The 23,088-nt window shown below is 64.5% G+C and carries 25 protein-coding genes and 3 tRNA genes; 10 read left to right on the top strand and 18 right to left on the bottom strand.

Annotation, left to right across the window (positions count from 1 at the left end; genetic code table 11):
* Positions 1–138 precede the first annotated feature (138 nt).
* From ACUTR7_RS23405 to ACUTR7_RS23395, 3 genes are all read left to right on the top strand, one after another.
* Positions 139–214, top strand: a tRNA-Lys gene (locus ACUTR7_RS23405).
* A 55-nt stretch (positions 215–269) separates the two neighbouring features.
* Positions 270–345, top strand: a tRNA-Lys gene (locus ACUTR7_RS23400).
* A gap of 46 nt (positions 346–391) precedes the next feature.
* Positions 392–467, top strand: a tRNA-Lys gene (locus tag ACUTR7_RS23395).
* 36 nt (positions 468–503) lie between these two features.
* Here ACUTR7_RS23395 and ACUTR7_RS23390 read toward each other — a convergent pair.
* Positions 504–1,502, bottom strand: a complete 999-nt coding sequence (locus tag ACUTR7_RS23390) for a TRAP transporter substrate-binding protein (protein WP_445609919.1) — start codon at positions 1,500–1,502, stop codon at positions 504–506.
* A 266-nt stretch (positions 1,503–1,768) separates the two neighbouring features.
* On the opposite strand from ACUTR7_RS23390, the gene ACUTR7_RS23385 reads away from it, so the two are divergent.
* Positions 1,769–3,001 carry a multidrug effflux MFS transporter gene (locus ACUTR7_RS23385; protein ID WP_043825077.1) on the top strand — a complete coding sequence of 411 codons (1,233 nt, stop codon included), beginning with the start codon at positions 1,769–1,771 and terminating at the stop codon, positions 2,999–3,001.
* 22 nt (positions 3,002–3,023) lie between these two features.
* Here the strand turns inward: ACUTR7_RS23385 and ACUTR7_RS23380 are convergent, their stop codons facing one another.
* From ACUTR7_RS23380 to orn, 3 genes are all read right to left on the bottom strand, one after another.
* Positions 3,024–4,493, bottom strand: a complete 1,470-nt coding sequence (locus ACUTR7_RS23380; protein ID WP_328511957.1) for a sensor domain-containing diguanylate cyclase — start codon at positions 4,491–4,493, stop codon at positions 3,024–3,026.
* 151 nt (positions 4,494–4,644) lie between these two features.
* On the bottom strand, positions 4,645–6,693 hold the full coding sequence (locus tag ACUTR7_RS23375; RefSeq protein WP_445609918.1) for a DEAD/DEAH box helicase: 2,049 nt from the start codon (positions 6,691–6,693) through the stop codon (positions 4,645–4,647).
* A gap of 324 nt (positions 6,694–7,017) precedes the next feature.
* Positions 7,018–7,632: an oligoribonuclease gene (gene orn, locus ACUTR7_RS23370; protein WP_043825074.1), complete on the bottom strand. Its 615-nt coding sequence runs from the start codon at positions 7,630–7,632 to the stop codon at positions 7,018–7,020.
* Between the two features lie 30 nt (positions 7,633–7,662).
* Here orn and ACUTR7_RS23365 point away from each other — a divergent pair, with 30 nt between their 5' ends.
* From ACUTR7_RS23365 to rsgA, 3 genes are read left to right on the top strand one after another with little or no spacing between them, the layout of a single operon-like run.
* Positions 7,663–8,964 carry a M48 family metallopeptidase gene (locus ACUTR7_RS23365; RefSeq protein WP_238001976.1) on the top strand — a complete coding sequence of 434 codons (1,302 nt, stop codon included), beginning with the start codon at positions 7,663–7,665 and terminating at the stop codon, positions 8,962–8,964.
* 16 nt (positions 8,965–8,980) lie between these two features.
* Complete coding sequence (locus ACUTR7_RS23360) at positions 8,981–9,313, top strand: 4a-hydroxytetrahydrobiopterin dehydratase (RefSeq protein WP_013800932.1); 333 nt, start codon at positions 8,981–8,983, stop codon at positions 9,311–9,313.
* An 18-nt stretch (positions 9,314–9,331) separates the two neighbouring features.
* A complete protein-coding gene (rsgA, locus tag ACUTR7_RS23355) occupies positions 9,332–10,300 on the top strand; it encodes a ribosome small subunit-dependent GTPase A (protein WP_013800931.1) in 969 nt (322 codons plus the stop codon).
* Between the two features lie 88 nt (positions 10,301–10,388).
* On the opposite strand, the gene ACUTR7_RS23350 is transcribed toward rsgA, so the two are convergent.
* The 6 genes from ACUTR7_RS23350 to rpsP all read right to left on the bottom strand — a co-directional run bounded on the left by ACUTR7_RS23350 (position 10,389) and on the right by rpsP (position 14,493).
* Positions 10,389–11,378 (bottom strand): CobD/CbiB family protein, encoded by a 990-nt coding sequence (locus ACUTR7_RS23350; protein WP_034398910.1) that lies wholly within the window; start codon positions 11,376–11,378, stop codon positions 10,389–10,391.
* Between the two features lie 68 nt (positions 11,379–11,446).
* A complete protein-coding gene (locus tag ACUTR7_RS23345) occupies positions 11,447–12,175 on the bottom strand; it encodes a CoA pyrophosphatase (RefSeq protein WP_012207139.1) in 729 nt (242 codons plus the stop codon).
* An 87-nt stretch (positions 12,176–12,262) separates the two neighbouring features.
* Positions 12,263–12,643, bottom strand: coding sequence for a 50S ribosomal protein L19 (rplS, locus tag ACUTR7_RS23340; protein WP_013800930.1), 381 nt, complete (start codon positions 12,641–12,643; stop codon positions 12,263–12,265).
* Positions 12,644–12,753: 110 nt separating this feature from the next.
* A complete protein-coding gene (gene trmD, locus ACUTR7_RS23335) occupies positions 12,754–13,524 on the bottom strand; it encodes a tRNA (guanosine(37)-N1)-methyltransferase TrmD (RefSeq protein ID WP_034396764.1) in 771 nt (256 codons plus the stop codon).
* Positions 13,525–13,536: 12 nt separating this feature from the next.
* The gene (gene rimM / locus ACUTR7_RS23330; RefSeq protein WP_013800928.1) at positions 13,537–14,106 is read right to left on the bottom strand and encodes a ribosome maturation factor RimM; all 570 of its coding nucleotides are present in this window, start codon (positions 14,104–14,106) and stop codon (positions 13,537–13,539) included.
* A gap of 132 nt (positions 14,107–14,238) precedes the next feature.
* The gene (gene rpsP / locus ACUTR7_RS23325) at positions 14,239–14,493 is read right to left on the bottom strand and encodes a 30S ribosomal protein S16 (RefSeq protein WP_012207143.1); all 255 of its coding nucleotides are present in this window, start codon (positions 14,491–14,493) and stop codon (positions 14,239–14,241) included.
* 146 nt (positions 14,494–14,639) lie between these two features.
* Here rpsP and ACUTR7_RS23320 point away from each other — a divergent pair, with 146 nt between their 5' ends.
* On the top strand, positions 14,640–15,164 hold the full coding sequence (locus ACUTR7_RS23320) for a GNAT family N-acetyltransferase (RefSeq protein ID WP_013800927.1): 525 nt from the start codon (positions 14,640–14,642) through the stop codon (positions 15,162–15,164).
* A 7-nt stretch (positions 15,165–15,171) separates the two neighbouring features.
* Positions 15,172–15,678: a TM2 domain-containing protein gene (locus tag ACUTR7_RS23315; RefSeq protein WP_071956677.1), complete on the top strand. Its 507-nt coding sequence runs from the start codon at positions 15,172–15,174 to the stop codon at positions 15,676–15,678.
* An 89-nt stretch (positions 15,679–15,767) separates the two neighbouring features.
* On the opposite strand, the gene ACUTR7_RS23310 is transcribed toward ACUTR7_RS23315, so the two are convergent.
* The 7 genes from ACUTR7_RS23310 to ACUTR7_RS23280 all read right to left on the bottom strand — a co-directional run bounded on the left by ACUTR7_RS23310 (position 15,768) and on the right by ACUTR7_RS23280 (position 21,787).
* Positions 15,768–16,778 (bottom strand): inorganic phosphate transporter, encoded by a 1,011-nt coding sequence (locus tag ACUTR7_RS23310; protein WP_012207146.1) that lies wholly within the window; start codon positions 16,776–16,778, stop codon positions 15,768–15,770.
* Between the two features lie 22 nt (positions 16,779–16,800).
* Positions 16,801–17,448 carry a DUF47 domain-containing protein gene (locus tag ACUTR7_RS23305; RefSeq protein WP_012207147.1) on the bottom strand — a complete coding sequence of 216 codons (648 nt, stop codon included), beginning with the start codon at positions 17,446–17,448 and terminating at the stop codon, positions 16,801–16,803.
* Between the two features lie 142 nt (positions 17,449–17,590).
* The gene (locus tag ACUTR7_RS23300; protein ID WP_012207148.1) at positions 17,591–17,953 is read right to left on the bottom strand and encodes a DMT family protein; all 363 of its coding nucleotides are present in this window, start codon (positions 17,951–17,953) and stop codon (positions 17,591–17,593) included.
* A gap of 252 nt (positions 17,954–18,205) precedes the next feature.
* The gene (locus ACUTR7_RS23295) at positions 18,206–18,952 is read right to left on the bottom strand and encodes an ABC transporter ATP-binding protein (RefSeq protein WP_012207149.1); all 747 of its coding nucleotides are present in this window, start codon (positions 18,950–18,952) and stop codon (positions 18,206–18,208) included.
* A 3-nt stretch (positions 18,953–18,955) separates the two neighbouring features.
* On the bottom strand, positions 18,956–19,750 hold the full coding sequence (locus tag ACUTR7_RS23290; protein WP_445609917.1) for an ABC transporter ATP-binding protein: 795 nt from the start codon (positions 19,748–19,750) through the stop codon (positions 18,956–18,958).
* Between the two features lie 17 nt (positions 19,751–19,767).
* Entirely contained in the window at positions 19,768–20,847 is a 1,080-nt protein-coding gene (locus ACUTR7_RS23285) for an ABC transporter permease subunit (RefSeq protein ID WP_013800924.1), read from the bottom strand.
* 10 nt (positions 20,848–20,857) lie between these two features.
* Positions 20,858–21,787 carry a branched-chain amino acid ABC transporter permease gene (locus tag ACUTR7_RS23280; protein ID WP_012207152.1) on the bottom strand — a complete coding sequence of 310 codons (930 nt, stop codon included), beginning with the start codon at positions 21,785–21,787 and terminating at the stop codon, positions 20,858–20,860.
* Between the two features lie 305 nt (positions 21,788–22,092).
* Here ACUTR7_RS23280 and ACUTR7_RS23275 point away from each other — a divergent pair, with 305 nt between their 5' ends.
* Positions 22,093–22,440: a GFA family protein gene (locus ACUTR7_RS23275; RefSeq protein WP_445609916.1), complete on the top strand. Its 348-nt coding sequence runs from the start codon at positions 22,093–22,095 to the stop codon at positions 22,438–22,440.
* On the opposite strand, the gene ACUTR7_RS23270 is transcribed toward ACUTR7_RS23275, so the two are convergent.
* Positions 22,419–23,054, bottom strand: coding sequence for a 2-hydroxychromene-2-carboxylate isomerase (locus tag ACUTR7_RS23270; RefSeq protein WP_239972199.1), 636 nt, complete (start codon positions 23,052–23,054; stop codon positions 22,419–22,421). The two genes, ACUTR7_RS23275 and ACUTR7_RS23270, sit on opposite strands and share 22 nt — an antisense overlap.
* Positions 23,055–23,088 lie beyond the last annotated feature (34 nt).

Genomic DNA, 23,088 nt, shown 5'->3' with positions numbered 1-23,088 from the left:
TGCGGCTGCGCACCGGGTGGCACGCGGGCCCGGCTCAGCGCCACCATGCCATGAACTAAAAATTTGGCGCGTCTTCCTGCAAGCGCACAAAAAATGCCGCATAATTGCGGTCTCGTTTGCAGCGCAGACTTGTTTTTGGGGCTCTTAGCTCAGCTGGTAGAGCAGCGGACTCTTAATCCGTTGGTCGAGTGTTCGAATCACTCAGGGCCCACCAAAAATTCCTTTTCAGCCTGGATTCATCCAGGCTGATTCCTTCGGAATACCCGAGGGGGCTCTTAGCTCAGCTGGTAGAGCAGCGGACTCTTAATCCGTTGGTCGAGTGTTCGAATCACTCAGGGCCCACCAAGATTTTTTTTGCCTGATCTCATCAGGCATCCACGCAGAAATACGTGGGCTCTTAGCTCAGCTGGTAGAGCAGCGGACTCTTAATCCGTTGGTCGAGTGTTCGAATCACTCAGGGCCCACCACCAATACCCAGAACAAGGCACTCGGCGCGACAGCGCTCAGTGCCTTTTCTTGTTGTATTCCATCAGCACAGACATATTGCTGCTGCCAGCCTTGGCCACCCACTCCCGGCCAAAGCGCTCCCCCATCAAATCCAGCATGTGGCGCAGATCCGCCGAAGGCGCGGCCACGGATACCTTGTTGTCGGCAAGGATCTTCTTGCCCAGCTCATCGGCCTGCTGGGCCAGCGCCCAGCCCTCTTTTTCAGCCGACTCGGCAGCGCGGCCGATGGCCTGGCGCTCAGGCTCGGTGAAGCCCCTCCAGGCAAGTTCGCTGACGCAAAGCATGTTCTTGGGAATCCAGGCCTTGATATCCAGAAACACCTTCATGGCCTTCCAGGCCTGGATGTCGGCGCCCGTGGCGCTGGAGGTAATCATGGCATCGATGCCACCTTGCTCCACAACGGCACCCAGATCGCCTGCGGCAATCACCACCGGCTGCGCCCCCCAGAGCTCGGCCAACCGCTTGGTCGCATCGCTTTGCACGCGCAGCCTGAGGCCCTTGAGATCCGCGATGCTGTGGACCGGGCGCCGGCTCAGGAGACCCTGCGCCGGCCAGGGCGCGGCAAACAGCAGGCGCGCGCCCTGCTGGGCCAGCAAGAACTCCTGCAGCACGGGACGGGTCAACTGCCACAGGCGCGCGGCCTCGTCAAAGCCACGCACCATGAAAGGCAGCGAGTCCATGGCCAGCAGCGGGTGGATATCCGCACAGGACGACATGAGAACTTCGCCGAACTGGATTTCATTGCGCTTGAGCGCAGGAAGCACCTGCGCCATGGGCTTGAGCGCAGAGTTGGACACCACATCGATCTCCAGCGCCTGCTGGGTATCGGCACCTACGCGCGCCGCGAAGTTGCGCAGGTTCTGCGTGTGGAAGATGCCATCGCCATAGGCCGCCGACAGCTGCAGTCGGCGGCCCTTGGACCAGGCAGCGCCGGCGGTCAGTTGCAACGCAGCCGGGGCCAGACCCGATATCAACGTGCGGCGAGAAACAGTCATGAAAGATCCTTGGCGAAAGCGCCCAGAACCATGCCAGCCACCCCACGGCGGACCTGTGCATGCTGGCGCAAAAGATAAATTCTATCGATATTTACATCATTTAGATACAAACTATCGATCCATTCCATCGCCCAGGTCATTCGCCAAGCCATCCGTCACACCGGATTCCAGCCAAGCCGCTACAGTGTCACCCTGCCGCAGGCGCAAGAGCGCGCGGCCTTTTTCTGCGCCTGCGGTCTTCCGCAGCGCACAACCGCCTCGCCTGCATGCCACAAAATGTTTCCCCGCTATGGCAGGGCCCGCGCTGGGCCCTGGCCGTCCTGCTTGCCATTCTGGGCATGCTGGGGCCGTTCTCGATCGATACCTACATCCCCGCCTTCTCCGGCATCGCCCAGGCCCTGAACGCCACGCCGCTGCAGATGCAGCAGACGCTGTCGGCCTATCTGTTCGGCTTTGCCTTCATGAACCTTTTCCACGGCGCCATGGCCGACAGCTTTGGCCGCCGCCCCGTGGTTCTGTGGGGGCTGGCCGTATTCACGCTGGCATCGGCGGGCTGTGCGCTGTCGCAGAACATCACGCAGCTGGTGCTGTTTCGCGCGTTACAGGGCCTGTCCACGGGTGCCGGCATCGTGGTGTCGCGCGCCGTGGTGCGCGACCTGTTTCCACCCGCCCAGGCCCAGCGCGTGATGGCGCAGATCACCATCTTCTTTGGCATCGCGCCAGCCCTGGCCCCTGTGATGGGCGGCTGGCTGTTCATACACCTGGGCTGGGCGGCAGTGTTCTGGTTCCTGACCCTGGTGGGCGTGCTGCTGTGGGGCATCAACTGGCGATTCCTGCCGGAATCCCTGCCACAGGCGCAGCGCCAGCCCTTCCGCTTCAAGCCTCTGATGCACGGCTACAAGGAGCTGTGCAGCGATCCGCGCTTTGTGCTGCTGGCCTTTGCCAGCGGCGTGCCGTTCAACGGCATGTTTCTGTATGTGCTGTCGGCGCCCGCCTTCCTGGGCGACCTGCTGCACCTGCAGCCGCAGCAGTTCTTCTGGTTCTTCGTGATCTCGATCTCGGGAATCATGGGTGGCGCATGGGTGAGCGGTCGTCTGGCCGGGCGCATTCCGCCCAAGCACCAGATCCGACATGGCTTTCTGATCATGTTCGTCGTGTCCATCGTCAACCTGGTCGCCAACCTGATCTGGCCCGCCCACGTGAGCTGGGCGCTGATTCCCGTGGGGGTGTTCGCCTTCGGCTGGGCCATGATGGTGCCCGTGGTCACGCTGCTGGTGCTGGACATCCACCCGGAGCGGCGCGGCCTGGCCTCATCGCTGCAGGCCGTGGTCGGCTCCACAGCCAATGGCATCGTGGCCGGCATGATTGCACCGCTGGTGATGCATTCGACCGTACTGCTGGCCCTGGGCTCGATCAGCATGATGCTGATCGGGCTGGCATCATGGATCTACCTGCACCACCGCTGGCCCGAAATCGGGCGGCACGCCTCGGAGACCTGACAGGCACTGCGGTGCAAGACCGCTAAGCGCGGCCCGCGCGGCGGTCCAGCATTCTTTCCTTGTAGTAGCGCGCCTTTTCGGCATACATGGCCTGGTCGGCGCGCGAGACGGTGGCCTCGACCTGGCTGCCCGAATCGCAGCAGGCCACCCCCATGGACAGGCTGACCGCCTGGCCCGGATAGAACTGGTTGTTGAGCTCCAGCAGCGAGAGGATGCGCTCCTTGACCGCCTCGGCGCCGCGCTCGTCCGAAGCCGGCAAAAGCACCATGAATTCGTCGCCGCCTATGCGCGCCGCGCAGGCAGGCGCATCCACGGCCTTGGTCAGCACTTCGCCCACGCGGCGCAGCATGTCGTCGCCTGCGGCATGGCCATGCTCGTCATTGGCCTCCTTGAGGCCATTCATGTCGATGGCAATCACCGCCAGCGGCCAGGGACCCTTGCGTGCCAGGCGATTGAGTTCCTCGATATAGAAGGCGCGATTGCGCAGCTGGGTCAGCACATCGTGCTTGCCCAGGTATTCGAGGTAGGCCTCGGCCTTCTTGCGCGCCGTGATGTCCACCAGCGACAGCAGCACCAGCCCCCAGTCATCGGCATGGCCATCGAGCACGGCCAGCTGCATGTGGATGTGCAGAGCGTCGCCTGACAGGGCGTAGTTCACCACTTCTCGGTGCTGCACGAGCTTGCCGCTCCAAAGGTCCTGCAACTGATCGGCAAAGGAGTCGATCATCTCGTCACGGAAGATGCGGCCCAGCCGGCTCAGCAGTTGCAGCTTGTCGGTGGCGCCGAACATGCGCAGCGTCTGGCGGTTCACGTCCACGACGCGAATCTCCTGCATGCAGCGCGAGACGAATTCCGGGTGCACCTTGAGGAAGGTGGCGAAGTCGCTGATGCCCTGGGCGCGCACATCGTCGAGCAGGCGCTTGATGGCGCTGAAATCCTCGACCCACAGCGACACGGGCGAGTACTCGAACAGGTCGCGCGAGTACTGTTCGCTGCGGTGCAGTTGGCGCGCGCTGCGCATCTCGGCCGTCACGTCTTCCAGCGACACCAGCACGCAGTCCCAAAGCGCTTCATGACCGGGCAGGATGCGGCCACGGATTTGCACATCGAGCCGTCGCCCGTCCAGCGTGTAGTTGGCGGTGCGGTTGGCAAAGCTCAGAGAGCCCTGCCACAGATCCTCCAGCTCGCAGGCCAGACCCGCATGCATGTCATCGCGGAACACCTGGCCCAGGCTGGCAAGAAAGGTCTGCTGGTCACTGGCGCCGAACAGGTCCAGCGTGCGCTGGTTGACGCGCACCACCTTGAGCGCCGCGCTGCACTGCTGCAGCGCCTGAGGGTGGGCCAGGAAATGCGCCTGCAGATCGGTCACGCCCTGTGCACGCCACTGGTCGAGCAGCTGCTTGAGCGCGCTGTAGTCCTCCAGCCATAGCGAGACGGGGGCCAGTTCGAACATGTGTTCAAAATCCACACTGGACGCGATCAAAGACTCCACAGGGCACCTCCGCGCCGCGATTATGGCAGTCACAGAGCCCGCCAGACAGCAGGTTCTGCACCATCAAGGACAGGCCGTACCACGCGAGGACGCAGATGGCCGAAAAAAAACCGGCCCCGAAGGGCCGGTCTGCATGCAATGCCGAGATCGATCAGCGCACGACGCGCTTGCGATCACCGCCCTGGGGCGAGTAAGGCTTGGGAGCGCTCTTGCCGAAGGCAGGACGGCGCTCGCCGCCGCCGAAGCCGCCACGGGATTCGCCACCGCCAAAGCCGCGCGACTCGCCGGATGCGCCACGGAAGCCGCCTTCGCGGGGAGCGCCATCACGGCGATCGCCGCCACGCGGAGCACCACGGTCGCCGCTGAAGCCACGGCCTTCACCGCCACGGCCAAAGCCGCCTTCGCGCGGGGCCTGGCTGTAGCCGCCTTCACGCGGAGCCTGGCTATAGCCGCCTTCACGCTGACCTTGGCCCTGGCCGAAGCCGCCTTCGCGCTGGCCACCGCCGAAGCCACCGAAGCCAGCCTTGCGGCCATAGCCTTCGGAATCACGGCGTGCGCCGAAGCCACGATCGCCACCGCGATCACCGAAGCTGCGCTCGCGATCGCCGCCAAAGCCACGATCACCACCGAAACCGCCACGGCCACCGGCACCGCGGCGATCGCCGCCACGGCTTTCAAAACCACCGCCGCCACGACGGCCGCCACGGCCTTCGTTGCTGCTGGGTGCGCGCTGTGCAGGTTCCAGGCCAGGAATCACTTCGGCCTTGAATTGCTGGCGGCTGTAGGCCTCGATATCGAAAATGCGACGACGGTCACGGAATTCCGCGAACGTGACGGCCACACCTTCGCGACCGGCACGGCCCGTGCGGCCGATACGGTGGGTGTAGTCCTCGGCCTTCATGGGCAGGCCGTAGTTGAAGACGTGGGTGATGGTGGGCACGTCAATGCCGCGTGCCGCCACATCGGTAGCCACCAGCACCTGCACCTGACCGCTGCGCAGCGCCATCAGGCGGCGGTTGCGCAGGCCCTGGCTCAGGGCGCCGTGCAGTGCCACGGCGGAGAAGCCGTCTTGCTGCAGGTCATTGGCCAGGCCGTCGCACTCGACCTGGGTCGATGCGAAAACGATGGCCTGGTTGATCGTGGTGTCGCGCAGCCAGTGGTCCAGCAGCTTGCGCTTGTGCTGGGAGTTGTCGGCCCAGAACAGCACTTGCTTGATGCTGGCGTGCTTTTCCTGAGGCGTGTCGATGGTGACCTTCTTCACGCCGGAGCCGCCGTCATGCATCACGCGCATGGCCAGTTGCTGGATGCGGGGCGCGAAGGTGGCGCTGAACATCATGGTCTGCTTGCGCTGTGCCGTCAGGTCGTTGACTTCGGCCAGGTCATCCGAGAAGCCCAGGTCCAGCATGCGGTCGGCTTCGTCCACCACCAGGAACTGAACCTGGTCGAGCTTGATCTGCATCGAGCGCTGCAGGTCCAGCAGACGGCCGGGAGTGGCCACCACGAGGTTGGCGTTCTGCAGCTTGGCGATCTGCAGCTGGTAGGGCATGCCGCCCACCACGTTGGCGATGCGGATGCCGCGGCAGTGCTTGACCAGCTCGATGGCGTCATGCGCCACCTGCTGTGCCAGCTCGCGCGTGGGGCACAGGATCAGGGCGCCGGGAACGGCTGCCTTGAAGTTGCGGGGATTCGTGGGGTCCTTGCGCTTGTTGCGCTTGGGCGTGGGCTGGCCGCTGGCCGTTGCTTCGGCGCACTGGCGGTCATATTCGGCGCGGATGGCGGCTTCTTCGTCAGCCTTTTGCTGGATCAGCGTGTGCAGCACGGGCAGCAGGAAGGCAGCGGTCTTGCCCGAGCCGGTCTGGCTGGACACCATCAGGTCGATGAAGGCCTGGTCATCACTGCCCATGGCCAGGGGAATGGCTTGCGCCTGCACGGCCGTGGGCTGGGTGTAGCCCAGATCGGCAACGGCACGGACCAGCTCTTCAGCCAGGCCCAGCTCGATGAAGGCATTGGGCAGTTCGGGGGCTGCTTCAACAGCCTCGGCGCCTTCGGTGATTTCCACGACTTCGGCGGCGGCCAGGGATTCGGCGGCCTGCTCGGCGCTGGCAACGGCGGCGTTCAGCACGGAAGATGCTTCAGCGGCGGAAGCAAAAGAGGAATCGGCAGCGGCAATGATGCCCTGCTCTTGAGAGATATCGTTCATGAATGGCTCTAACGAAAAGCACGCGCAGTCAGCGATCTGGCACGCTTTTCTCGACGGTTGGGTCAACATCCACCGTCAGACTTAACCGGCCCTTCGCAAAAGGGCGGATGGGCATTTTCGGCTGGTCCGAAACCGGTGGTCCCGCCATCCATGAAATCCTTCATGGTGGTCTATGGACACCGACCACAGACACACAGCGCAGGGGCCCTTGTGTGATGGAGATGTGCAAATTGCCCCTTGTTGATGGGGGCAAGCTGTAGATTGTCGCACTCCCCGGGTTTTCCCGCAAGCCCCTGGCATAAAAAATGGCCGGGGCCGCCAGATTCAGACGTTCAGCAGGCGCGCGCGGTAGTGCGCCAGCTCATCGATGGACTCGTGCACATCGGCCAGTGCGGTGTGGCGCTGGGCCTTCTTGAAGGAGGCGTAGGCGTCGGGCTTCCAGCGCCTGGCCAGTTCCTTGAGGGTGCTGACATCGACATTGCGGTAGTGGAAGAAGTTGTTGAGCTTGGGCATGTAGCGTTCCATGAAGCGCCTGTCCTGCCCGATGCTGTTGCCGCACAGCGGGGCCTTGGCCTTGGGAACGTACTGCGAGAGGAACTTGATCAGCGCTGCCTCCGCGTCGGCCTCGCTGGTGGTCGATGCCTTGACGCGATCGATCAGGCCGCTCCTGCCATGCGTGCCCTTGTTCCAGGCATCCATGCCATCGAGCAGCGCATCTGCCTGATGGATGGCAAATACCGGCCCTTCGATGCGAATGGCCAGGTCCGGACTGGTGACGACCACGGCGATCTCGATGATGCGATCGGTATCGGGCTGCAGCCCGGTCATCTCGCAGTCGAGCCAGACGAGGTTGAGATCGGATTTGGCCAGGGTGATGGACGTGCCGGGTTCGGCGGGGACGGGAATGCAAGCGCTGGCGGCTTCGGAGGCTTCGGACATGGCCCAAATTGTCGCCTACACTGCGGCCACATGGCCTTCAACCCCGATTTTTCCTCGACGCTGTCCCTGCTGTTTGCCGCAGCCGTGCTGGCCCAGTGGCTGCTGCGCGCCTGGCTGGCCTCGCGCCAGGTCCGCCATGTGGCCCGCCATCGGGCCGAGGTGCCTGAGGCCTTTGCGCAACGCATCAGCCTCGCGGCCCATCAAAAGGCCGCCGACTACACGCTGGCCAAGGCCCGCATCGCCCTGATCGAGATGACGCTGGGCGCCGTGGTGCTGCTCGCATGGACGCTGCTGGGCGGGCTCGACGCACTCAACCAGTGGCTGCTGGAACTGATGGGTGCCGGCCTGTGGCAGCAACTGGCACTGCTGGCCGGCTTTGCCCTGATCTCCGGGCTGGTGGAGCTGCCGCTGTCGCTCTACCAGACCTTTGTGCTGGAGCAGCGCTTTGGATTCAACCAGATGACGCTGCGGCTGTGGCTGACCGATGCCATCAAGTCCACCGCCATGGGCGCGGCCATCGGCCTTCCCCTGGCGGCGCTGATCCTGTGGCTCATGGGCTCGGCCGGCGACCTGTGGTGGCTGTGGGCCTGGGCCGTGTGGACGGCATTCAACCTGCTGCTGATGTGGATCTTTCCGACCTTCATCGCACCGCTGTTCAACAAGTTCGAACCGCTGGCCGAAGGCACGCTCAAGGAGCGCGTGAGCGCGCTGATGCAGCGCTGCGGCTTCACGGCCAAAGGCCTGTTCGTGATGGATGGCAGCCGCCGCTCGGCCCATGCCAATGCCTATTTCACGGGCTTCGGCCATTCCAAGCGCGTGGTGTTCTTCGACACCTTGCTCAAGCAGCTCGACGCCGACGAGGTGGAGGCCGTGCTCGCGCACGAACTGGGCCACTTCAAGCACCGCCACATCCTCAAGCGCATGCTGCTGATGTTCGCCGCCAGCCTGGCCGGCTTCGCACTGCTGGGCTGGCTGTCGCAGCAGCTGTGGTTCTACCTGGGCCTGGGCGTTCGCCCCGGTCTGGACCTTGCGCTGGGCCATGGCGGGATAGGCGCCGGCAACGAAGCCGTGGCACTGCTGCTGTTCCTGCTGGCCGTGCCGGTATTCAGCTTCTTTGTCACCCCGTTGTTCTCGGCCCTGTCGCGCCGCGACGAGTTCGAAGCCGATGCCTATGCCATGCAACAGGCCAACGGCGCCCATCTGGCCTCGGCACTGCTCAAGCTGTACGAGGACAATGCTTCAACGCTCACGCCCGATCCCTGGTACGTGGGCTTTTACTACTCGCATCCGCCCGCCCTCGCCCGGCTGGCGCGCATGCCTTCTCCGACCTGACCCTTTCACATCCACCATGAGCACACAACGCTTGCAACAACAGGACTGGTCCACCCAACAGCGCCGCGCGCTGACGCCGGACGAATTGCGCACCGCACTGGCGGACCTGCCAGGATGGCAGCTCGATGGCGATGCCATCGCCAAGAGCTACGCCTTTGCCAATTACTACGAGACCATGGCCTTCGTGAACGCGCTGGCCCTGATCGCCCACCAGCAGGACCACCACCCCGACCTGACCGTGAGCTACGGCCGTTGCGGCGTGCGCCTGAACACGCATGACGTGAACGGCATCTCGTCCACCGACATCGAGTGCGCCCGGCGCATCGATGCGCTGCTGGAGCGTCCATGAATCCCACCCCGGCATCCCATGGCTGAGCGCTCCGCATTGCGAGAAGGCCTGGTCGTCTCCAGCCATGGCCGCCACTGCGTGGTCGAGACCGAAGAAGGCGCACGCCACATCTGCCATCCGCGCGGCAAGAAGAGCCAGACCGTGGTCGGCGACCGCGTGCGCTGGCAATTGCCACCCGCCGGCCAGGGCGAGGAAGGCACCATAGAGAAGGTGCTGGAACGGCGCAACCTGTTCTACCGCCAGGACGAAATACGCACCAAGTCCTTTGCGGCCAACATCGACCAGGTGCTGATCCTGATCGCGGCCGAGCCGGTGTTCTCCGAAAGCCAGCTGGCCCGGGCCCTCATCACCGCCGAAGCCACCCACATCAAGCCCCTGATCGCCCTGAACAAGCGTGACCTGGCCGAGCCCTTCGCCGATGCCTGGGAACGCCTGAAGCCCTATCGCGAGATGTACCTGGGCCAGGAAACGCCGCACTACGAGGTGCTGTCGCTGTCGCTGGCCAACGAAGGCGAGGCCGACCGGCAGTTGCTGATGCAACACCTCAAGGGCAAGGCCACCTTGGTCCTGGGCCCGTCCGGCTCGGGCAAAAGCACCTTGATCAACCTGCTGGTGCCCGGCGCACGCGCGGCCACCAACGAGATCTCGCAGGCGCTGAACTCCGGCAAGCACACGACCACCACAACCAGCTGGTACTGGATGGACGAAGAGCGCACCACGGCGCTGATCGACTCACCGGGCTTCCAGGAATTCGGCCTGCGCCACATAGAGCCCACGGACCTGCCCCGCTGCATGCCCGACATCGGCGCCCATGCGCAGGAATGCAAGTTCTACAACTGCACCCACCTGCACGAGCCGGGATGCGCCGTCATGCCGCGCGTGGAAGACGAGGAAACCGGAATGGATGCCGACCACGACATCAGCGCCAACCGCTACTACATCTACGCCGAGCTGTTCGATGAATTGAGCCAGGCGCAGAAGTACTGACCTCTTCAAAACAACGACCCGGCTGCATCAGGAAGGGCGGGCTGCTGCCTGGCAAGACAGGCAGGGCTCGCCTTCTGCGGCGCAGCGATCAGCCCAGCAAACGCGCCAGCGACAGCAGGGCCAGCAGCAGCAGCCAGACCACGACCGAACGCCAGACCAGGCCGACCACGCTGCGCAGATGGCCGATCTCCGGCTCGCGGCCCGGCGTGGCTTCGCTGTCCACATCGAGATCGATCTCCTCGCCGTCGTCGCGGGTCACCGAGATGCCTTCGCGGCGCTTGAGTGCCTCGCCGCCCAGGCGCACGTTGATGGCACCCGAGGTGGCGGCCAGGATCACGCCATCGTTGTCGTTGGGAAAGCGCTGGGCATGGAAGCGCCAGCCTTCGATGGCTTCCTCGAAGCTGCCGACCACGGCAAAGGACAGCGCCGTCAACCGTGCAGGCAACCAGTCGATCACGGTCCAGGCCAGCCGGGAGGTGTGCTGCAACTGGGGGCTGACCTGGGTGCCGCCCACCAGGCCCTTGCGCGACCAGGAGCGCGACAGGTGCTCGGTCATGCGGTAGAACACGGCGCCGAGCGGGCCCAGCCCCAGCGCTGCCAGCGCAGAGAACCAGAACAGAACGCCAAACACATGGCGATGCGCGGCCAGCACCGAGTACTCGATCACATGGCGCACGACCTCGCTGCGCGGCACCTCGCTGGCATCGACCTGCTGCCAGTGAGCCAGCGCCTCGCGCGCGGCATACTCATCGCCTGCATCCAGCGCATCGCGGATGCGTGTGAAGTGGTGGCTGAACTGGCGAAAGCCCAGCGTCACATAGAGCACGGCCACATTCCAGACCATGGCCAGCGGCCAGCCCACGCCCCACAGCAGCAGCAGGTAGATGCCCGTCACCAGCACGCAGGGCAATGCCACCGCCACGGTCCAGGCCAGCCAGCCATGGTGCGCCTGGCCGGCATCGAAGTTGCGGCGCACCGAAACCGTCCAGGCCCTGTAGCCTGTGTGCACGAGATTGGCCGGCGTCAACGGGCGCGCCTGCTCGATCAGCAAGGCGATCAGAATGGCAAAGAAACTCATCCGGCCATCATACTGGCGCATGCAGACAGGTCAGTGACCCCGGGGTGGCACGGCCCCCGATCCGGGCATCAGGCCGACAGGAATCGGTAAAGATTTCGCAGCATGCCGGCCGTGGCGCCCCAGATGTAGCGCTGGCGATCACCATCCTGGTAGGGCATTGCAAACCATTCGCGCGGCACGCCGTTCCAGACCATGGAGTGGCGCTCATGGTTGGCAGGATCGAGCAGGAAGGCCAGCGGCACCTCGAACACATCCGCCACTTCGTAGGGATTGGGATTGAGGTGCGCCCGGGGATCGACCAGGGCCACCACCGGCGTGATCAGGAAGGCCGTGCCCGTGATGTAGATGGGCAGCGTGCCCAGCACTTGCACATCGCTGGCGGCCAGTCCCACTTCCTCATGCGCCTCGCGCAGGGCCGTGGCCTGGGCAGAGGCATCCTCCGGATCGCGCTTGCCGCCCGGAAATGCCACCTGCCCCGAATGCGTGGACAGGTGGGCCGTGCGCTCGGTCAGCAGCACCGTGGGTTCGGGGCGCATCACGATGGGCACGAGCACGGCGGCATCGGTGGGCTGGCGATCGCTGAAGCGCTTCTCGCGCACCACCTCGGGAGCCCACTGGGGCGGCAGCGCAAAGCGCTGGCGCAGGGCCTCGGGCGTGCGGGCTTCGGGGGGCACGGCAGGCAGGTGGCTGTCCTTGCCAATCAGTTGCGCCATGCGCGGGTCGGCGATCGACGGCACGGCTGCGGGCACTGGCCCGCCGGTCGGCACGGGAATGGCGGTATCGGGCAGAGAGGACACGAATGAAGGCTTGTGATGGGAAACGGCCGGACAACAAAAAAGCCGCTACAGGCGACTGTAGCGGCTTTCCAGCTGTGACGCAGGTGCTTAGGCTTCGGCAGAAACCTTGACACGCGACGGCAGCTTTTCCTTGATGCGGGCCGACTTGCCGCTGCGCTCGCGCAGGTAGTACAGCTTGGCACGACGCACATCACCGCGACGCTTGACTTCGATGCCGGCGATCAGGGGCGAGTAGGTCTGGAACGTACGCTCCACGCCTTCACCGCTGGAGATCTTGCGAACGGTGAAGCCGCTGTTCAGGCCACGGTTGCGCTTGGCGATCACCACGCCTTCGTAAGCCTGCACGCGCTTGCGGCTGCCTTCGACCACGTTCACGCTCACGATGACGGTGTCACCGGGGGCGAACTGGGGGATGGTCTTGTTCAGACGGGCGATTTCCTCTTGCTCGAGGATCTGGATCAGATTCATGGTCAACATCCAATCGATCTTGTCCGCGCCAGGATTGGCAAGCGCCGGGATTGGCGCCATGGCTGCTTTGTTCGTAGCAGCGGCCGGATAGAGGATCGAAGAATCGCGGATTATAGCCCGGAGACGTTTTTTGCCAAAAACCCCTCGTCCTTGGCGTTGAGCAGGCCCTGGGCGCGCGCCTGCTCTATCAGCTCGGGCCGGTGCCTGGCCGTGATGGACAGGCGCTGGTCACGGCGCCAGCGCTCGATCTGCGCGTGGTGGCCGGACAACAGTGGCGCCGGCACTTCCCGCCCTTCCCAGACTTCGGGGCGGGTGTAGTGCGGGCAATCGAGCAGGCCGTCGAGCGCCGGATTGAAGCTGTCCTGCTGGAAACTGCCTTCGTCATTGAGCACGCCGGGCTGCAGCCGTGCGACGGCATCCAGCATGGCCATGGCAGCGATCTCGCCGCCAGACAGCACGAAGTCGCCCAGGCTCAACTGGTGCGTGACATGGGTATCGATGAAGCGCTGGTCCAGGCCCTCGTAGCGGCCGCACAGCAAGATTGCGCCCTGCCCCTGCGCCCAGTCGGCCACCACGGCATGGCGCAGCGTGGTGCCGATCGGCGAGAACAGCACCACGGGAGCCGGCCCGGGCTCGCCGGCATCGCGGCGCGCCTGCTGCACCGTCTCAAGGCAGCGCTGCAGCGGCTCGGCCATCATCACCATGCCCGGACCGCCGCCAAAGGGGCGATCGTCCACGCGCCGGTAGTTGCCCTGGGCATGGTCGCGCGGATTCCACAGGTGCACGCCGACCTGGCCCGAGGCATAGGCACGGCGCGTGACGCCGCTTTCAAGAAACGGCGTGAACAGCTCGGGGAACAGCGTGATGATGTCGAAGCGCATGGAGGTCGGCGATCAATAGTCGGGCTGCCAGTCGGCAACGATGGTCTTGCCCGGCAGATCCACCTTGTCCACATAGGCATCGACGAAGGGAATCATGCGCTCGCGCTCCTTGCCATCCTCTTCATAGGCCAGCACCAGCACGGTCTGCGGGCCGGTGGACAGCAGGTCGCGGACGACGCCCAGGGCCACGCCCTCGCGGTTGACCACGGACAAGCCCAGCAGATCGACCCAGTAATACTCGCCATCTTCGGGCTGCGGGAAATCGCTGCGCGCCACGAAGATGCGCGCGCCACGCAGGGCCTCGGCGGTATTACGGTCGTTCACGACAGGCGATGTGGCGACGACGGAATCGGAGTGGACGCGCGCCTGCTTGACCGGCAGCAGCACCGTACCGGTGAACTGCCGCGCACCCTTCTCGGGGGGCTGCAGATACCACTGCTTTGCGGTGAACAGGGCCTCGGGGTCGGCACTGAAGGCTGCCACCTTGAACCAGCCCTTGATGCCCCAGGCATCGGCGATGCGCCCGACCTCCACGGCATCGGCGGGCAGGACGCTGGCTTCGAGTTCAGGCATGTGGCTCATGGCAGTCGGTAGGCAGTAGATGGACAGTCGATGCAGATCGTTGCAGATCCGTGCAAGGCGATCCGGAGGGGAAAACAAAAACGGGCTCCGTCAGACAAGCCAACGGAACCCGATTTCAGAAGGGATGCTGAATTAGGCAGCAGTCTTCTGGGTGGCCTGCTTGATCAGGCGCTCTGCGGTCTCGGAAGCCTGCGCGCCAACGCCCTTCCAGTAGTTCACGCGGTCCAGAGCAACGCGCAGACCCTCTTCGCCGCCACGGGCGTTGGGGTTGTAGAAGCCCAGGCGTTCGATGAACGAACCATCGCGACGCACGCGCTTGTCGGCGGCAACGATGTTGTAGAACGGACGGGCCTTGGAACCGCCGCGAGAGAGTCGAATGACGACCATGATTTTCCTTCGGGTGGGCGCAGCCACCACACAATTAACTAGACAATGAATGGCTGCACATGTTTTGCGGCGTTTGAGACACGCGACATGGCCACCCGGCCAGCGACACGCCGTAAAACCAGCGATTATATCCAACTTCCCTTTCCATGCCTACCATTCGCTCAAGCCTGGACGGCGATCTCGCCGCCATCACCTCCATTTACCGCCACCACGTGCTGCACGGCACGGGCACGTTCGAGACCGATCCCCCTGCCGAATCGGACATGGCCACGCGCCGCGCGGACGTGCTGGCCAAGGGCCTGCCCTATCTGGTCGCCGTGGACGAACAGGGCCAGGTGCTGGGCTTTGCCTACGCCAACTGGTTCAAGCCGCGCCCGGCCTATCGCTTCTCCGCCGAGGATTCCATCTACGTGCATGACGCAGCGCGCGGCCAGGGCGTGGGCCGACTGCTGCTCGATGCGCTGTCGCGCGAATGCGAGGCGGCCGGCGTGCGCAAGCTGCTGGCGGTGATCGGTGACTCGGCCAATGCCGGCTCCATCGGCGTGCACCGCGCCGCGGGCTTCACCCCGGCGGGCACGCTGAGCTCCATGGGATGGAAGTTTGGCCGCTGGCTGGACATCGTTCTCATGGAGAAGACCCTGGGAGACGGCAACCGCAGTTCGCCCGAATAATGGGTGCATGAACCGACCCAGCACGCCTTTGCCTCAGCCCGCTCAAGCACAGCAGGGGGCTGCGCGCTCCAAAAGCAAGACCCTGACGACCTGGCTGGCCTTCGTCGGCGGGCCGCTGGGGCTGCACCGCTTCTACCTGCATGGCTTCGGCGACTGGCTGGGCTGGCTGCTGCCCGTGCCCACGGCGCTGGGCGTGTATGGCATCGAGCGCGTCCAGCAACTGGGGCAGGACGACCAGCTCAGCTGGCTGCTGATTCCGCTGCTGGGCTTCACCATCGCCGGCTGCGCGCTGCGCGCCATCCTCTACGGGCTGACCGACACCGAAGCCTGGAACCGGCGCCACAACCCCGGCGTTGACGTGCAGGCGCAGGCCGGGCGCACGGGCTGGTCCACCATCTTTGCCATTGCGCTGTCCCTGATGCTGGGCGCCGCCGTGCTCATGGCCAGCATTGCCTACAGCTTCCAGCACTACTTCGAGCACCAGGTGGAGGAAGCGCGCAAGATTTCGCAGTGAAGTTTTCGCTGTGGTGCGCCAGCGCGTACCTCCACCCAAAAAGAAAGACCGCCATTGGCGGTCTTTCTTTTTGGGGCAGTTGTCGCAGCTCAGTACAGCTGGAGACTGATCCAGTAGGCAATGGAAGCCACGAAGGCGCTGGCAGGGATCGTCAGCACCCAGGCCCAGACGATGTTGCCCGCCACGCCCCAGCGCACGGCGCTGGCACGCTGGGTGGAGCCCACGCCGACGATGGCACCCGTGATGGTGTGCGTGGTCGAGACCGGCACGCCCAGGAAGGTCGCGAAGAACAGCGTCAGCGCGCCACCGCTTTCGGCGCAAAAGCCTCCCACGGGCTTGAGCTTGGTGATCTTCTGGCCCATGGTCTTGACGATGCGCCATCCGCCGAACATGGTGCCCAGGCCGATGGCCAGGTAGCAGCTGACGATGGTCCACAGCGGCGGCTCCGCGTCGCCGGCATTGGCATAGCCGGTGGCGATCAGCAGCAGCCAGATGATGCCGATGGTCTTTTGCGCATCATTGCCGCCGTGGCCCAGGCTGTAGGCGCCGGCGGAGACCAGCTGCAGCCGGCGGAACCAGCGGTCCACCCGGTTGGGAGCAGCGCGGCGGCAGATCCAGGCCACCAGCACCATCATCAGCGAGCCCAGCAGGTAGCCCAGCAGCGGCGAGACGAAGATGAAGGCCACGGTCTTCCAGATGCCACTGGCGATCAGTGCGCCCGCGCCAGCCTTGGCGATCACGGCGCCCACGATGCCGCCGATCAGCGCATGCGAGGAGCTGCTGGGGATGCCGTAGTGCCAGGTGATCACGTTCCAGGCAATGGCGCCGACCAGGGCGCCGAATACCACGTGTGTGTCCACGATGCCGGGCTGGACGATCCCCTTGCCCACGGTGGCCGCCACGCTGAGGTGGAAGACAAAGACCGCCACCACGTTGAAGAAGGCCGCGAAGGCCACGGCCTGCGTGGGCTTGAGCACGCCCGTGGAGACCACGGTGGCGATCGAGTTGGCAGCATCGTGGAAGCCGTTCATGAAGTCGAACAGCAAGGCCAGCACCACCAGCAGGATCACGACCCACAGGGCCGCTTGTACGGATTCCATAACGAAACGACTCCGCGAGGGCTCAGGAATTCTCGAGGACGATGCCCTCGATCAGGTTGGCCACGTCCTCGCAGCGGTCGGTCACCGTCTCCAGCAGCTCGTAGATGGCCTTGAGCTTGATGACTTCGCGCACATCGGGCTCTTCGCGGAACAGCTTGCTCATGGCCGAGCGCATCACGCGGTCGGCGTCCGATTCGAGGCGGTCGATTTCCTCGCAGGTCTTCATCGCCGCGTCCACCACCGATGGATCGGAGATGCGCGACAGCAGCTTGACCGCATCGCGCAGCCGCTCGCAGCAGCGCACGCACAGGTCGGTCAGGCGCGTGATCTCATCCGTCATGTGGCGCACGTCGTACAGCGCCATGGTCTCGGCCGAGTCCTGGATCAGGTCGGCCACGTCGTCCATGGTGTTGATCAGCGAGTGGATGTGCTCGCGGTCCAGCGGCGTGATGAAGGTCTTGTGCAGCGCCTTGGTGACGTCATGCGTCACGCGGTCGGCGGCACGCTCGGCGTTGTTCACGTCCTCGTTGTACTTCTCGCGAAGATGAGGATCGTTGTAGTTGGCGACAAGCTGCGAGAAGGCATGCGCGGCATCGACGATGCGGTCGGCATGCTGGTTGAACATCTCGAAGAAATTGCCTTCGCGTGGCAATAGTTTGCCAAAAAGCATGAATGCTCCTTACCGGGAAAAGTGGGAACCAGGCGACTCACTGCGTCACATTGCGGATGCTTGGCATGGCTTCCCGGCTTGAACGGGGCGAAGTGTACCCTTGAGTCCCAAGCGCGTTTTTGCGCGCCGGCGCGCCGCCTTGTCAGCCGCTGCGAAAAATAAAATACACCGCGCCCACCATGCACAGGCCGGCCCAGAGGAAGTCCCATTTGAGGGGCTGGTTCAGGTAGAGCACGGCAAAAGGCGCGAACACCGACAACGTGATCACCTCCTGGATGATCTTGAGCTGCGCCACGCTGAACTGCGTGTGGCCTATGCGGTTGGCGGGCACCTGCAACAGGTACTCGAACAGCGCAATGCCCCAGCTGACAAGGGCTGCCACGTACCAGGGCGACGAGGCGTGGTTCTTCAGGTGCCCATACCAGGCAAACGTCATGAAGACATTGCTCATGGCCAGCAGGACCACGGTCTGCAGCCCGACGGGGATGTGTTGGAGCCAGTTCATGTGAGGTGCGCCCGGGTGCTGGAAGGCCTGAATTATCGCGCCCGCAGTGCCAGAAGCTGGGTTTTCGATTTCTTTCTAAAAATTGCTTTTTTGCGCGAATTTTCTTGAAAAACCTGCTTCATCGCACAGATACGCAACATCCCGCATCGATGGGCATTCGATGAATCTTCATCAAATCGTCATATTTTTGCCATATCCCGTCGATGGCACGGGACATTCCAGCAACCTGTGCGCAGGCGGCTGCACCGGAGTTCACTCGCCCAGGTAGGCGGCCCGCACGCGCGGATCGCTGAGCAGGGTCTGGCCTGGCCCGGTCATGGTGATCAGGCCGGATTCCATCACATAGCCGCGATCGGCCAGCGCCAGCGCACGGCTGGCGTTCTGCTCGACCAGCACCAGCGTCACGCCCAGCGCATGCACATCGCGCACCACCTCGAAGATCTTGTCCACCATGATGGGCGACAGGCCCATGGAGGGCTCGTCCAGCAGCAGCACCTTGGGCTGGCTCATCAGCGCGCGCGCCATGGCCAGCATCTGCTGCTCGCCACCCGACATGGTGCCGGCCAGCTGGTCGCGGCGCTCCTTCAGGCGCGGAAAGATGCCGAACATGCGCTCGATGTCGGCGGCAATGCCGGCCTTGTCGTTGCGCGTGTAGGCGCCCATGAGCAGGTTCTCGGTGATGGTCATGCGCGCGAACACGCCGCGCCCCTCCGGCACCATGACCAGGCCCTGGGCCACCAGATCCCAGGCGCCCACGTTGCGGATGCTGCGGCCCAGGTAGTGCACGTCGCCATCCGCCATCTGCAGGCTGCGCGTGACGGCCTTCATGGTCGTGGTCTTGCCGGCACCGTTGGAGCCGATCAGCGAGACCAGCTCGCCCTGGCGGACCTCGAAGTCCACGCCCTTGACGGCCTGTATGCCCCCATAGGCCACCTTCAGTCCCTGGACCTTCAACAGCACCGGCGCGGACACGCCCTTGTCTTGCACTTGCTCACCCATGGTTCAGTGTCCTCCGGTGCCCAGATAGGCTTCGATCACCTTGTCGTTCTTCTGCACCTCGGCCGGCGTGCCTTCGGCGATGGGCTTGCCATAGTCCAGCACGGTGACGCGATCGCACAGGCCCATGACCAGCTTCACGTCGTGCTCGATCAGCAAGATGGTGCGCTGGTCCCGGCGGATGCGGTCGATCAGCTCGCGCAGCTGCACTTTCTCGGTGGCGTTCATGCCGGCGGCAGGCTCGTCCAGCGCGATCAGTTGCGGGTCGGTGGCCAGCGCCCGCGCGATCTCCAGGCGGCGCTGGTCGCCGTAGCTCAGCGTGCGGGCCTTGAAGTCGGCGTATTTGGAAATCCCCACGTAGTCCAGCAGTTCGCGGGCCCGCGCGCGTATCGCGGCTTCCTCGGCCTTGAAGCCGGGCGTGCGGAACACCGCGCCGATCAGGCCCGAATGCGTGCGCACATGGCGCCCGACCATCACGTTCTCCAGCGCCGTCATCTCGGCAAACAGCCGGATGTTCTGGAAGGTGCGCGCAATGCCGGCCTTGGCCACCTTGTGCACGGCCGAGGGCTCGTAGGCCTTGCCGGCCAGCTCGAAGCTGCCGCTGTCGGGCGTGTACAGGCCCGTGATCACGTTGAAGAAAGTGGTCTTGCCCGCGCCGTTGGGACCGATCAGGCCGTAGACCTGGCCACGGCCAATGGTCATGCCCACATCGGACAGGGCCTGCAGTCCGCCAAAGCGCTTGGAAATGCCCGAAACCCTGAGCACCGGGGAGGAGGAGCCGTTGTCTGCCGTGTTCGCCATCTGCGTTGTCTCCATGCTCAGGACTGGTGCGGCAGGTTCTTGCCATGCTCGGGCGACGGCCACAGGCCGCGCGGACGCATCAGCATGATGACGATCATGGCCAGCGCGATCAGCAACTGGCGCAGGATGGAGGCGTCAAGCCGCCCGTCGGTCATCTGCTGCAGAGGCCCGGCCACATAGCGCAGCACCTCGGGCAGGGCCGACAGCAGCACCGCCCCCAGGATCACGCCCGGCAAATGGCCCAGGCCGCCCAGCACCACCATGGCCACGATCATGATGGACTCCATGAGGCTGAACGACTCGGGCGAGACGAAGCCCTGGAAGGCCGCGAACATGGCGCCCGATACACCACCGAAGGAAGCGCCCATGCCGAAGGCCAGCAGCTTCATGTTGCGCGTGTTGATGCCCATGGCCTTGGCGGCGATCTCGTCCTCGCGGATGGCCATCCAGGCGCGGCCGATGCGCGAGTCCTGCAGGCGCCAGCAGATCACGATGCTGACGAGCACCAGGAAGAGGAACAGGTAGTAGTACAGCGTGACCGAGCTGATGTCGTAGCCGAAGATCTCCTGGCGCTTGGCCAGGTCCAGGCCCAGAATCTTCACCGAGTCGATCTGGCCTATGCCCTTGGGGCCGTTGGTGATGTTGACCGGCTGGTCCAGGTTGTTCATGAAGATGCGGATGATCTCGCCGAAGCCCAGCGTGACGATGGCCAGGTAGTCCCCGCGCAGCTTGAGCACGGGGATGCCCAGCAGTATTCCCGTGATGCCCGCCAGCAGCGCCGCCAGCGGTATCACCAGCCAGATGGAGGTATGCAGCCCGTCAGGGAACATGGCGGCAAAGCCCTCGAAGGTCTCCGCCAGATGCGGCGAGGCCATCAGCGCAAACATGTAGGCGCCCACGGCGTAGAAGGCCACGTAGCCCAGGTCCAGCAGGCCTGCATAGCCCACCACCACGTTCAGGCCCAGTGCCAGCAGCACATAGAGCAGGGCCAGGTCGGCGATGCGCACCCAGGCATTGCCGAAGTACTGCAGCACCAGCGGCAGCACCATCAGCGCCAGGCCGCCCAGAATCCATTGCACGGTCTTCTTGCTGTTCATGCGGGTCTCCTCAGGCGCGGTCGGCCACACGCTCACCCAGCAGGCCCGAGGGGCGCAGCGTCAGGATGATGATGAGCACGATGAAGGCGAAGATGTCGGTGTAGTGACTGCCCAATACGCCGCCCGTGAGGTCGCCGATGTAGCCCGAGCCTATGGACTCGATCAGCCCCAGCAGCATGGCGCCGACCACGGCGCCGGCCAGGTTGCCGATGCCGCCGAACACGGCCGCCGTGAAGGCCTTGAGCCCCGGCAGAAAGCCCATGGTGTGGTGGGCCGTGCCGTAGTTGGAGGCGTACATGATGCCCGCGATGGCCGCCAGCACGGCGCCGATGATGAAGGTGGCCGAGATCACCACGTCAGGCTTGACGCCCATCAAGGCCGCCACGCGCGGATTCTCGGCCGTGGCCCGCATGGCGCGCCCGAGCTTGGTGTAGTTGACCAGATAGGTCAGCGATGCCAGCGCGATCGCCGTGACCACCAGCACCAGGATCTGGGTGGGCGTGATCACCGCCGTGCCGATCTCGAAGGGCGTGCTCGGCAGCAGCGTGGGATAGGCCTTGTAGTTGGGCTTCCAGATGATCATGGCCAGCGTCTGCAGCAGCAGCGAGACGCCGATGGCCGTGATCAGCGGCGCCAGGCGCGGGCTGCTGCGCAGGCGGCGGTAGGCCACTTTTTCGATCACGAAATTCAGTGCCGCAGCCACCACGCAGGCGATCACGGTCGCCAGCAGCAGGATCAGCCAGCCCGGCGCACCGGGCATGGCCTCCTGCATCAGGCCTATGCAGCTCCAGCTGGTCAGCGCGCCGACCATGAGCACCTCGCCATGGGCGAAGTTGATGAGCTGGATGATGCCGTACACCATGGTGTAGCCCAGGGCGATCAGGGCATACATGCTGCCCAGGACCAATCCGTTGATGACCTGCTGAAGCAGTATGTCCATATGCGCTCTCCCCTTTAGTCCAGGATGGAGACATTCAGCGTGCCTCGCATCCAAACGAACGGAGCCAGCAATGCCATGGTGGTGGAAGCTCTCCCGCCGCATCCTGGCTTGTGGCCCGGAAACCGCAGGGGATTGGCGATTCTAGGCACCCCCCGGTGGCCTGCAACGCCTTGTTGCAGGGGGGTTTTCCGAGGCTTTACAAGCCAAACGCTCTTATGTAGCACTGCAGCAATTTGCCGTAGCCAGCATGAACTCCTACCATCAACGGCAGTGCCGCCAGCCCGCGGTGGCCACGGAGAACCCCGATGAAATACCACGGCAGCTGCCACTGCGGCGGCATCGCTTTCGATGTGGAAGGCGAACTCACCCAGGTCATGGCCTGCAACTGTTCCATCTGCTCGCGCAAGGGTGTCCTCATGTGGTTCGTGCCCCGCGAACAACTGCAACTGAGCACGCCCGAGGAGCAGATGCGCACCTACACCTTCCACCGGCACCTGATCCAGCACCGCTTCTGCCCGACCTGCGGCATCCACCCATTCGGCGAGGCCATCGATCCCCAGGGCCGGCACATGGCGGCCGTCAACGTGCGCTGCCTGGAAGGCGTGGACCCCGAAGCGCTGCGCATCACGCGCTACGACGGGCGATCGGCCTGAGGTTGGCTGCAGGCCCGCAGCGCTTGTTCCTCCACATCGCGCAGGCGGTCCTTGCCGAAGTAGATCTCGTCGCCAACAAAAAAGGTGGGCGATCCGAAAGCGCCACGGTGGAAGGCCTGCTCGGTATTTGCCAGCAGCCGGGCCTTGACTTCGGGCGTCTGGCTTGCGGCGATCAGGGCTGGGGCGTCCAGGCCCGCCCCGGACAGCTCGGTGCCGATCACCTGGGCATCGTCCATCTTGCAGCCCCTCTCCCACATGCTGGAGAACACCGCATCCACATAACGCTCGAAGCAGCCCACGCCCTGCGCCGCCACGGCCCCGCGCATGATTTGCAGGGTGTTAACGGGAAAGTGCGGATTCATCCGGAAGCGCGTGAGCCCATGCCTTTGCACGAAACGCTGCAGTTCCAGCGCCTCATAGGCGCGCTTGTTGGGAATGTCGGCATTCGCCTCGGCCGGTGAGCGGTTGTTGGCCAGCTTGAACAGGCCGCCCAGCAGGACCGGCACATAGTCGAAGCGGATGCCGCTGCGCGCCTCGATTGCGGGGATGACCTGGTGGCAGAGATAGGCGTTGGGGCTGCCGAAGTCGAAGAGGAATTGCACGTTGGGTTTCATGGCACGGCCTGCATCAAATGGGATGGAACATCGA

This window comes from Delftia sp. NA_296.1, from assembly GCF_052692095.1.
Note: the sequence above shows the minus strand (reverse complement) of the source record. Positions and strands in the feature narration are given on the sequence as shown.

What these genes read in the sequence shown, in the direction of transcription:
- ACUTR7_RS23390 (WP_445609919.1), bottom strand. Translation starts at nt 1,502, where the DNA reads ATGACTGTTTCTCGCCGCACGTTGATATCGGGTCTGGCCCCGGCTGCG.
- ACUTR7_RS23385 (WP_043825077.1), top strand. Translation starts at nt 1,769, where the DNA reads ATGCCACAAAATGTTTCCCCGCTATGGCAGGGCCCGCGCTGGGCCCTG.
- ACUTR7_RS23375 (WP_445609918.1), bottom strand. Translation starts at nt 6,693, where the DNA reads ATGAACGATATCTCTCAAGAGCAGGGCATCATTGCCGCTGCCGATTCC.
- orn (WP_043825074.1), bottom strand. Translation starts at nt 7,632, where the DNA reads ATGTCCGAAGCCTCCGAAGCCGCCAGCGCTTGCATTCCCGTCCCCGCC.
- ACUTR7_RS23365 (WP_238001976.1), top strand. Translation starts at nt 7,663, where the DNA reads ATGGCCTTCAACCCCGATTTTTCCTCGACGCTGTCCCTGCTGTTTGCC.
- ACUTR7_RS23360 (WP_013800932.1), top strand. Translation starts at nt 8,981, where the DNA reads ATGAGCACACAACGCTTGCAACAACAGGACTGGTCCACCCAACAGCGC.
- rsgA (WP_013800931.1), top strand. Translation starts at nt 9,332, where the DNA reads ATGGCTGAGCGCTCCGCATTGCGAGAAGGCCTGGTCGTCTCCAGCCAT.
- ACUTR7_RS23350 (WP_034398910.1), bottom strand. Translation starts at nt 11,378, where the DNA reads ATGAGTTTCTTTGCCATTCTGATCGCCTTGCTGATCGAGCAGGCGCGC.
- rplS (WP_013800930.1), bottom strand. Translation starts at nt 12,643, where the DNA reads ATGAATCTGATCCAGATCCTCGAGCAAGAGGAAATCGCCCGTCTGAAC.
- trmD (WP_034396764.1), bottom strand. Translation starts at nt 13,524, where the DNA reads ATGCGCTTCGACATCATCACGCTGTTCCCCGAGCTGTTCACGCCGTTT.
- rimM (WP_013800928.1), bottom strand. Translation starts at nt 14,106, where the DNA reads ATGAGCCACATGCCTGAACTCGAAGCCAGCGTCCTGCCCGCCGATGCC.
- rpsP (WP_012207143.1), bottom strand. Translation starts at nt 14,493, where the DNA reads ATGGTCGTCATTCGACTCTCTCGCGGCGGTTCCAAGGCCCGTCCGTTC.
- ACUTR7_RS23320 (WP_013800927.1), top strand. Translation starts at nt 14,640, where the DNA reads ATGCCTACCATTCGCTCAAGCCTGGACGGCGATCTCGCCGCCATCACC.
- ACUTR7_RS23315 (WP_071956677.1), top strand. Translation starts at nt 15,172, where the DNA reads ATGAACCGACCCAGCACGCCTTTGCCTCAGCCCGCTCAAGCACAGCAG.
- ACUTR7_RS23310 (WP_012207146.1), bottom strand. Translation starts at nt 16,778, where the DNA reads ATGGAATCCGTACAAGCGGCCCTGTGGGTCGTGATCCTGCTGGTGGTG.
- ACUTR7_RS23305 (WP_012207147.1), bottom strand. Translation starts at nt 17,448, where the DNA reads ATGCTTTTTGGCAAACTATTGCCACGCGAAGGCAATTTCTTCGAGATG.
- ACUTR7_RS23300 (WP_012207148.1), bottom strand. Translation starts at nt 17,953, where the DNA reads ATGAACTGGCTCCAACACATCCCCGTCGGGCTGCAGACCGTGGTCCTG.
- ACUTR7_RS23295 (WP_012207149.1), bottom strand. Translation starts at nt 18,952, where the DNA reads ATGGGTGAGCAAGTGCAAGACAAGGGCGTGTCCGCGCCGGTGCTGTTG.
- ACUTR7_RS23290 (WP_445609917.1), bottom strand. Translation starts at nt 19,750, where the DNA reads ATGGCGAACACGGCAGACAACGGCTCCTCCTCCCCGGTGCTCAGGGTT.
- ACUTR7_RS23285 (WP_013800924.1), bottom strand. Translation starts at nt 20,847, where the DNA reads ATGAACAGCAAGAAGACCGTGCAATGGATTCTGGGCGGCCTGGCGCTG.
- ACUTR7_RS23280 (WP_012207152.1), bottom strand. Translation starts at nt 21,787, where the DNA reads ATGGACATACTGCTTCAGCAGGTCATCAACGGATTGGTCCTGGGCAGC.
- ACUTR7_RS23275 (WP_445609916.1), top strand. Translation starts at nt 22,093, where the DNA reads ATGAAATACCACGGCAGCTGCCACTGCGGCGGCATCGCTTTCGATGTG.
- ACUTR7_RS23270 (WP_239972199.1), bottom strand. Translation starts at nt 23,054, where the DNA reads ATGAAACCCAACGTGCAATTCCTCTTCGACTTCGGCAGCCCCAACGCC.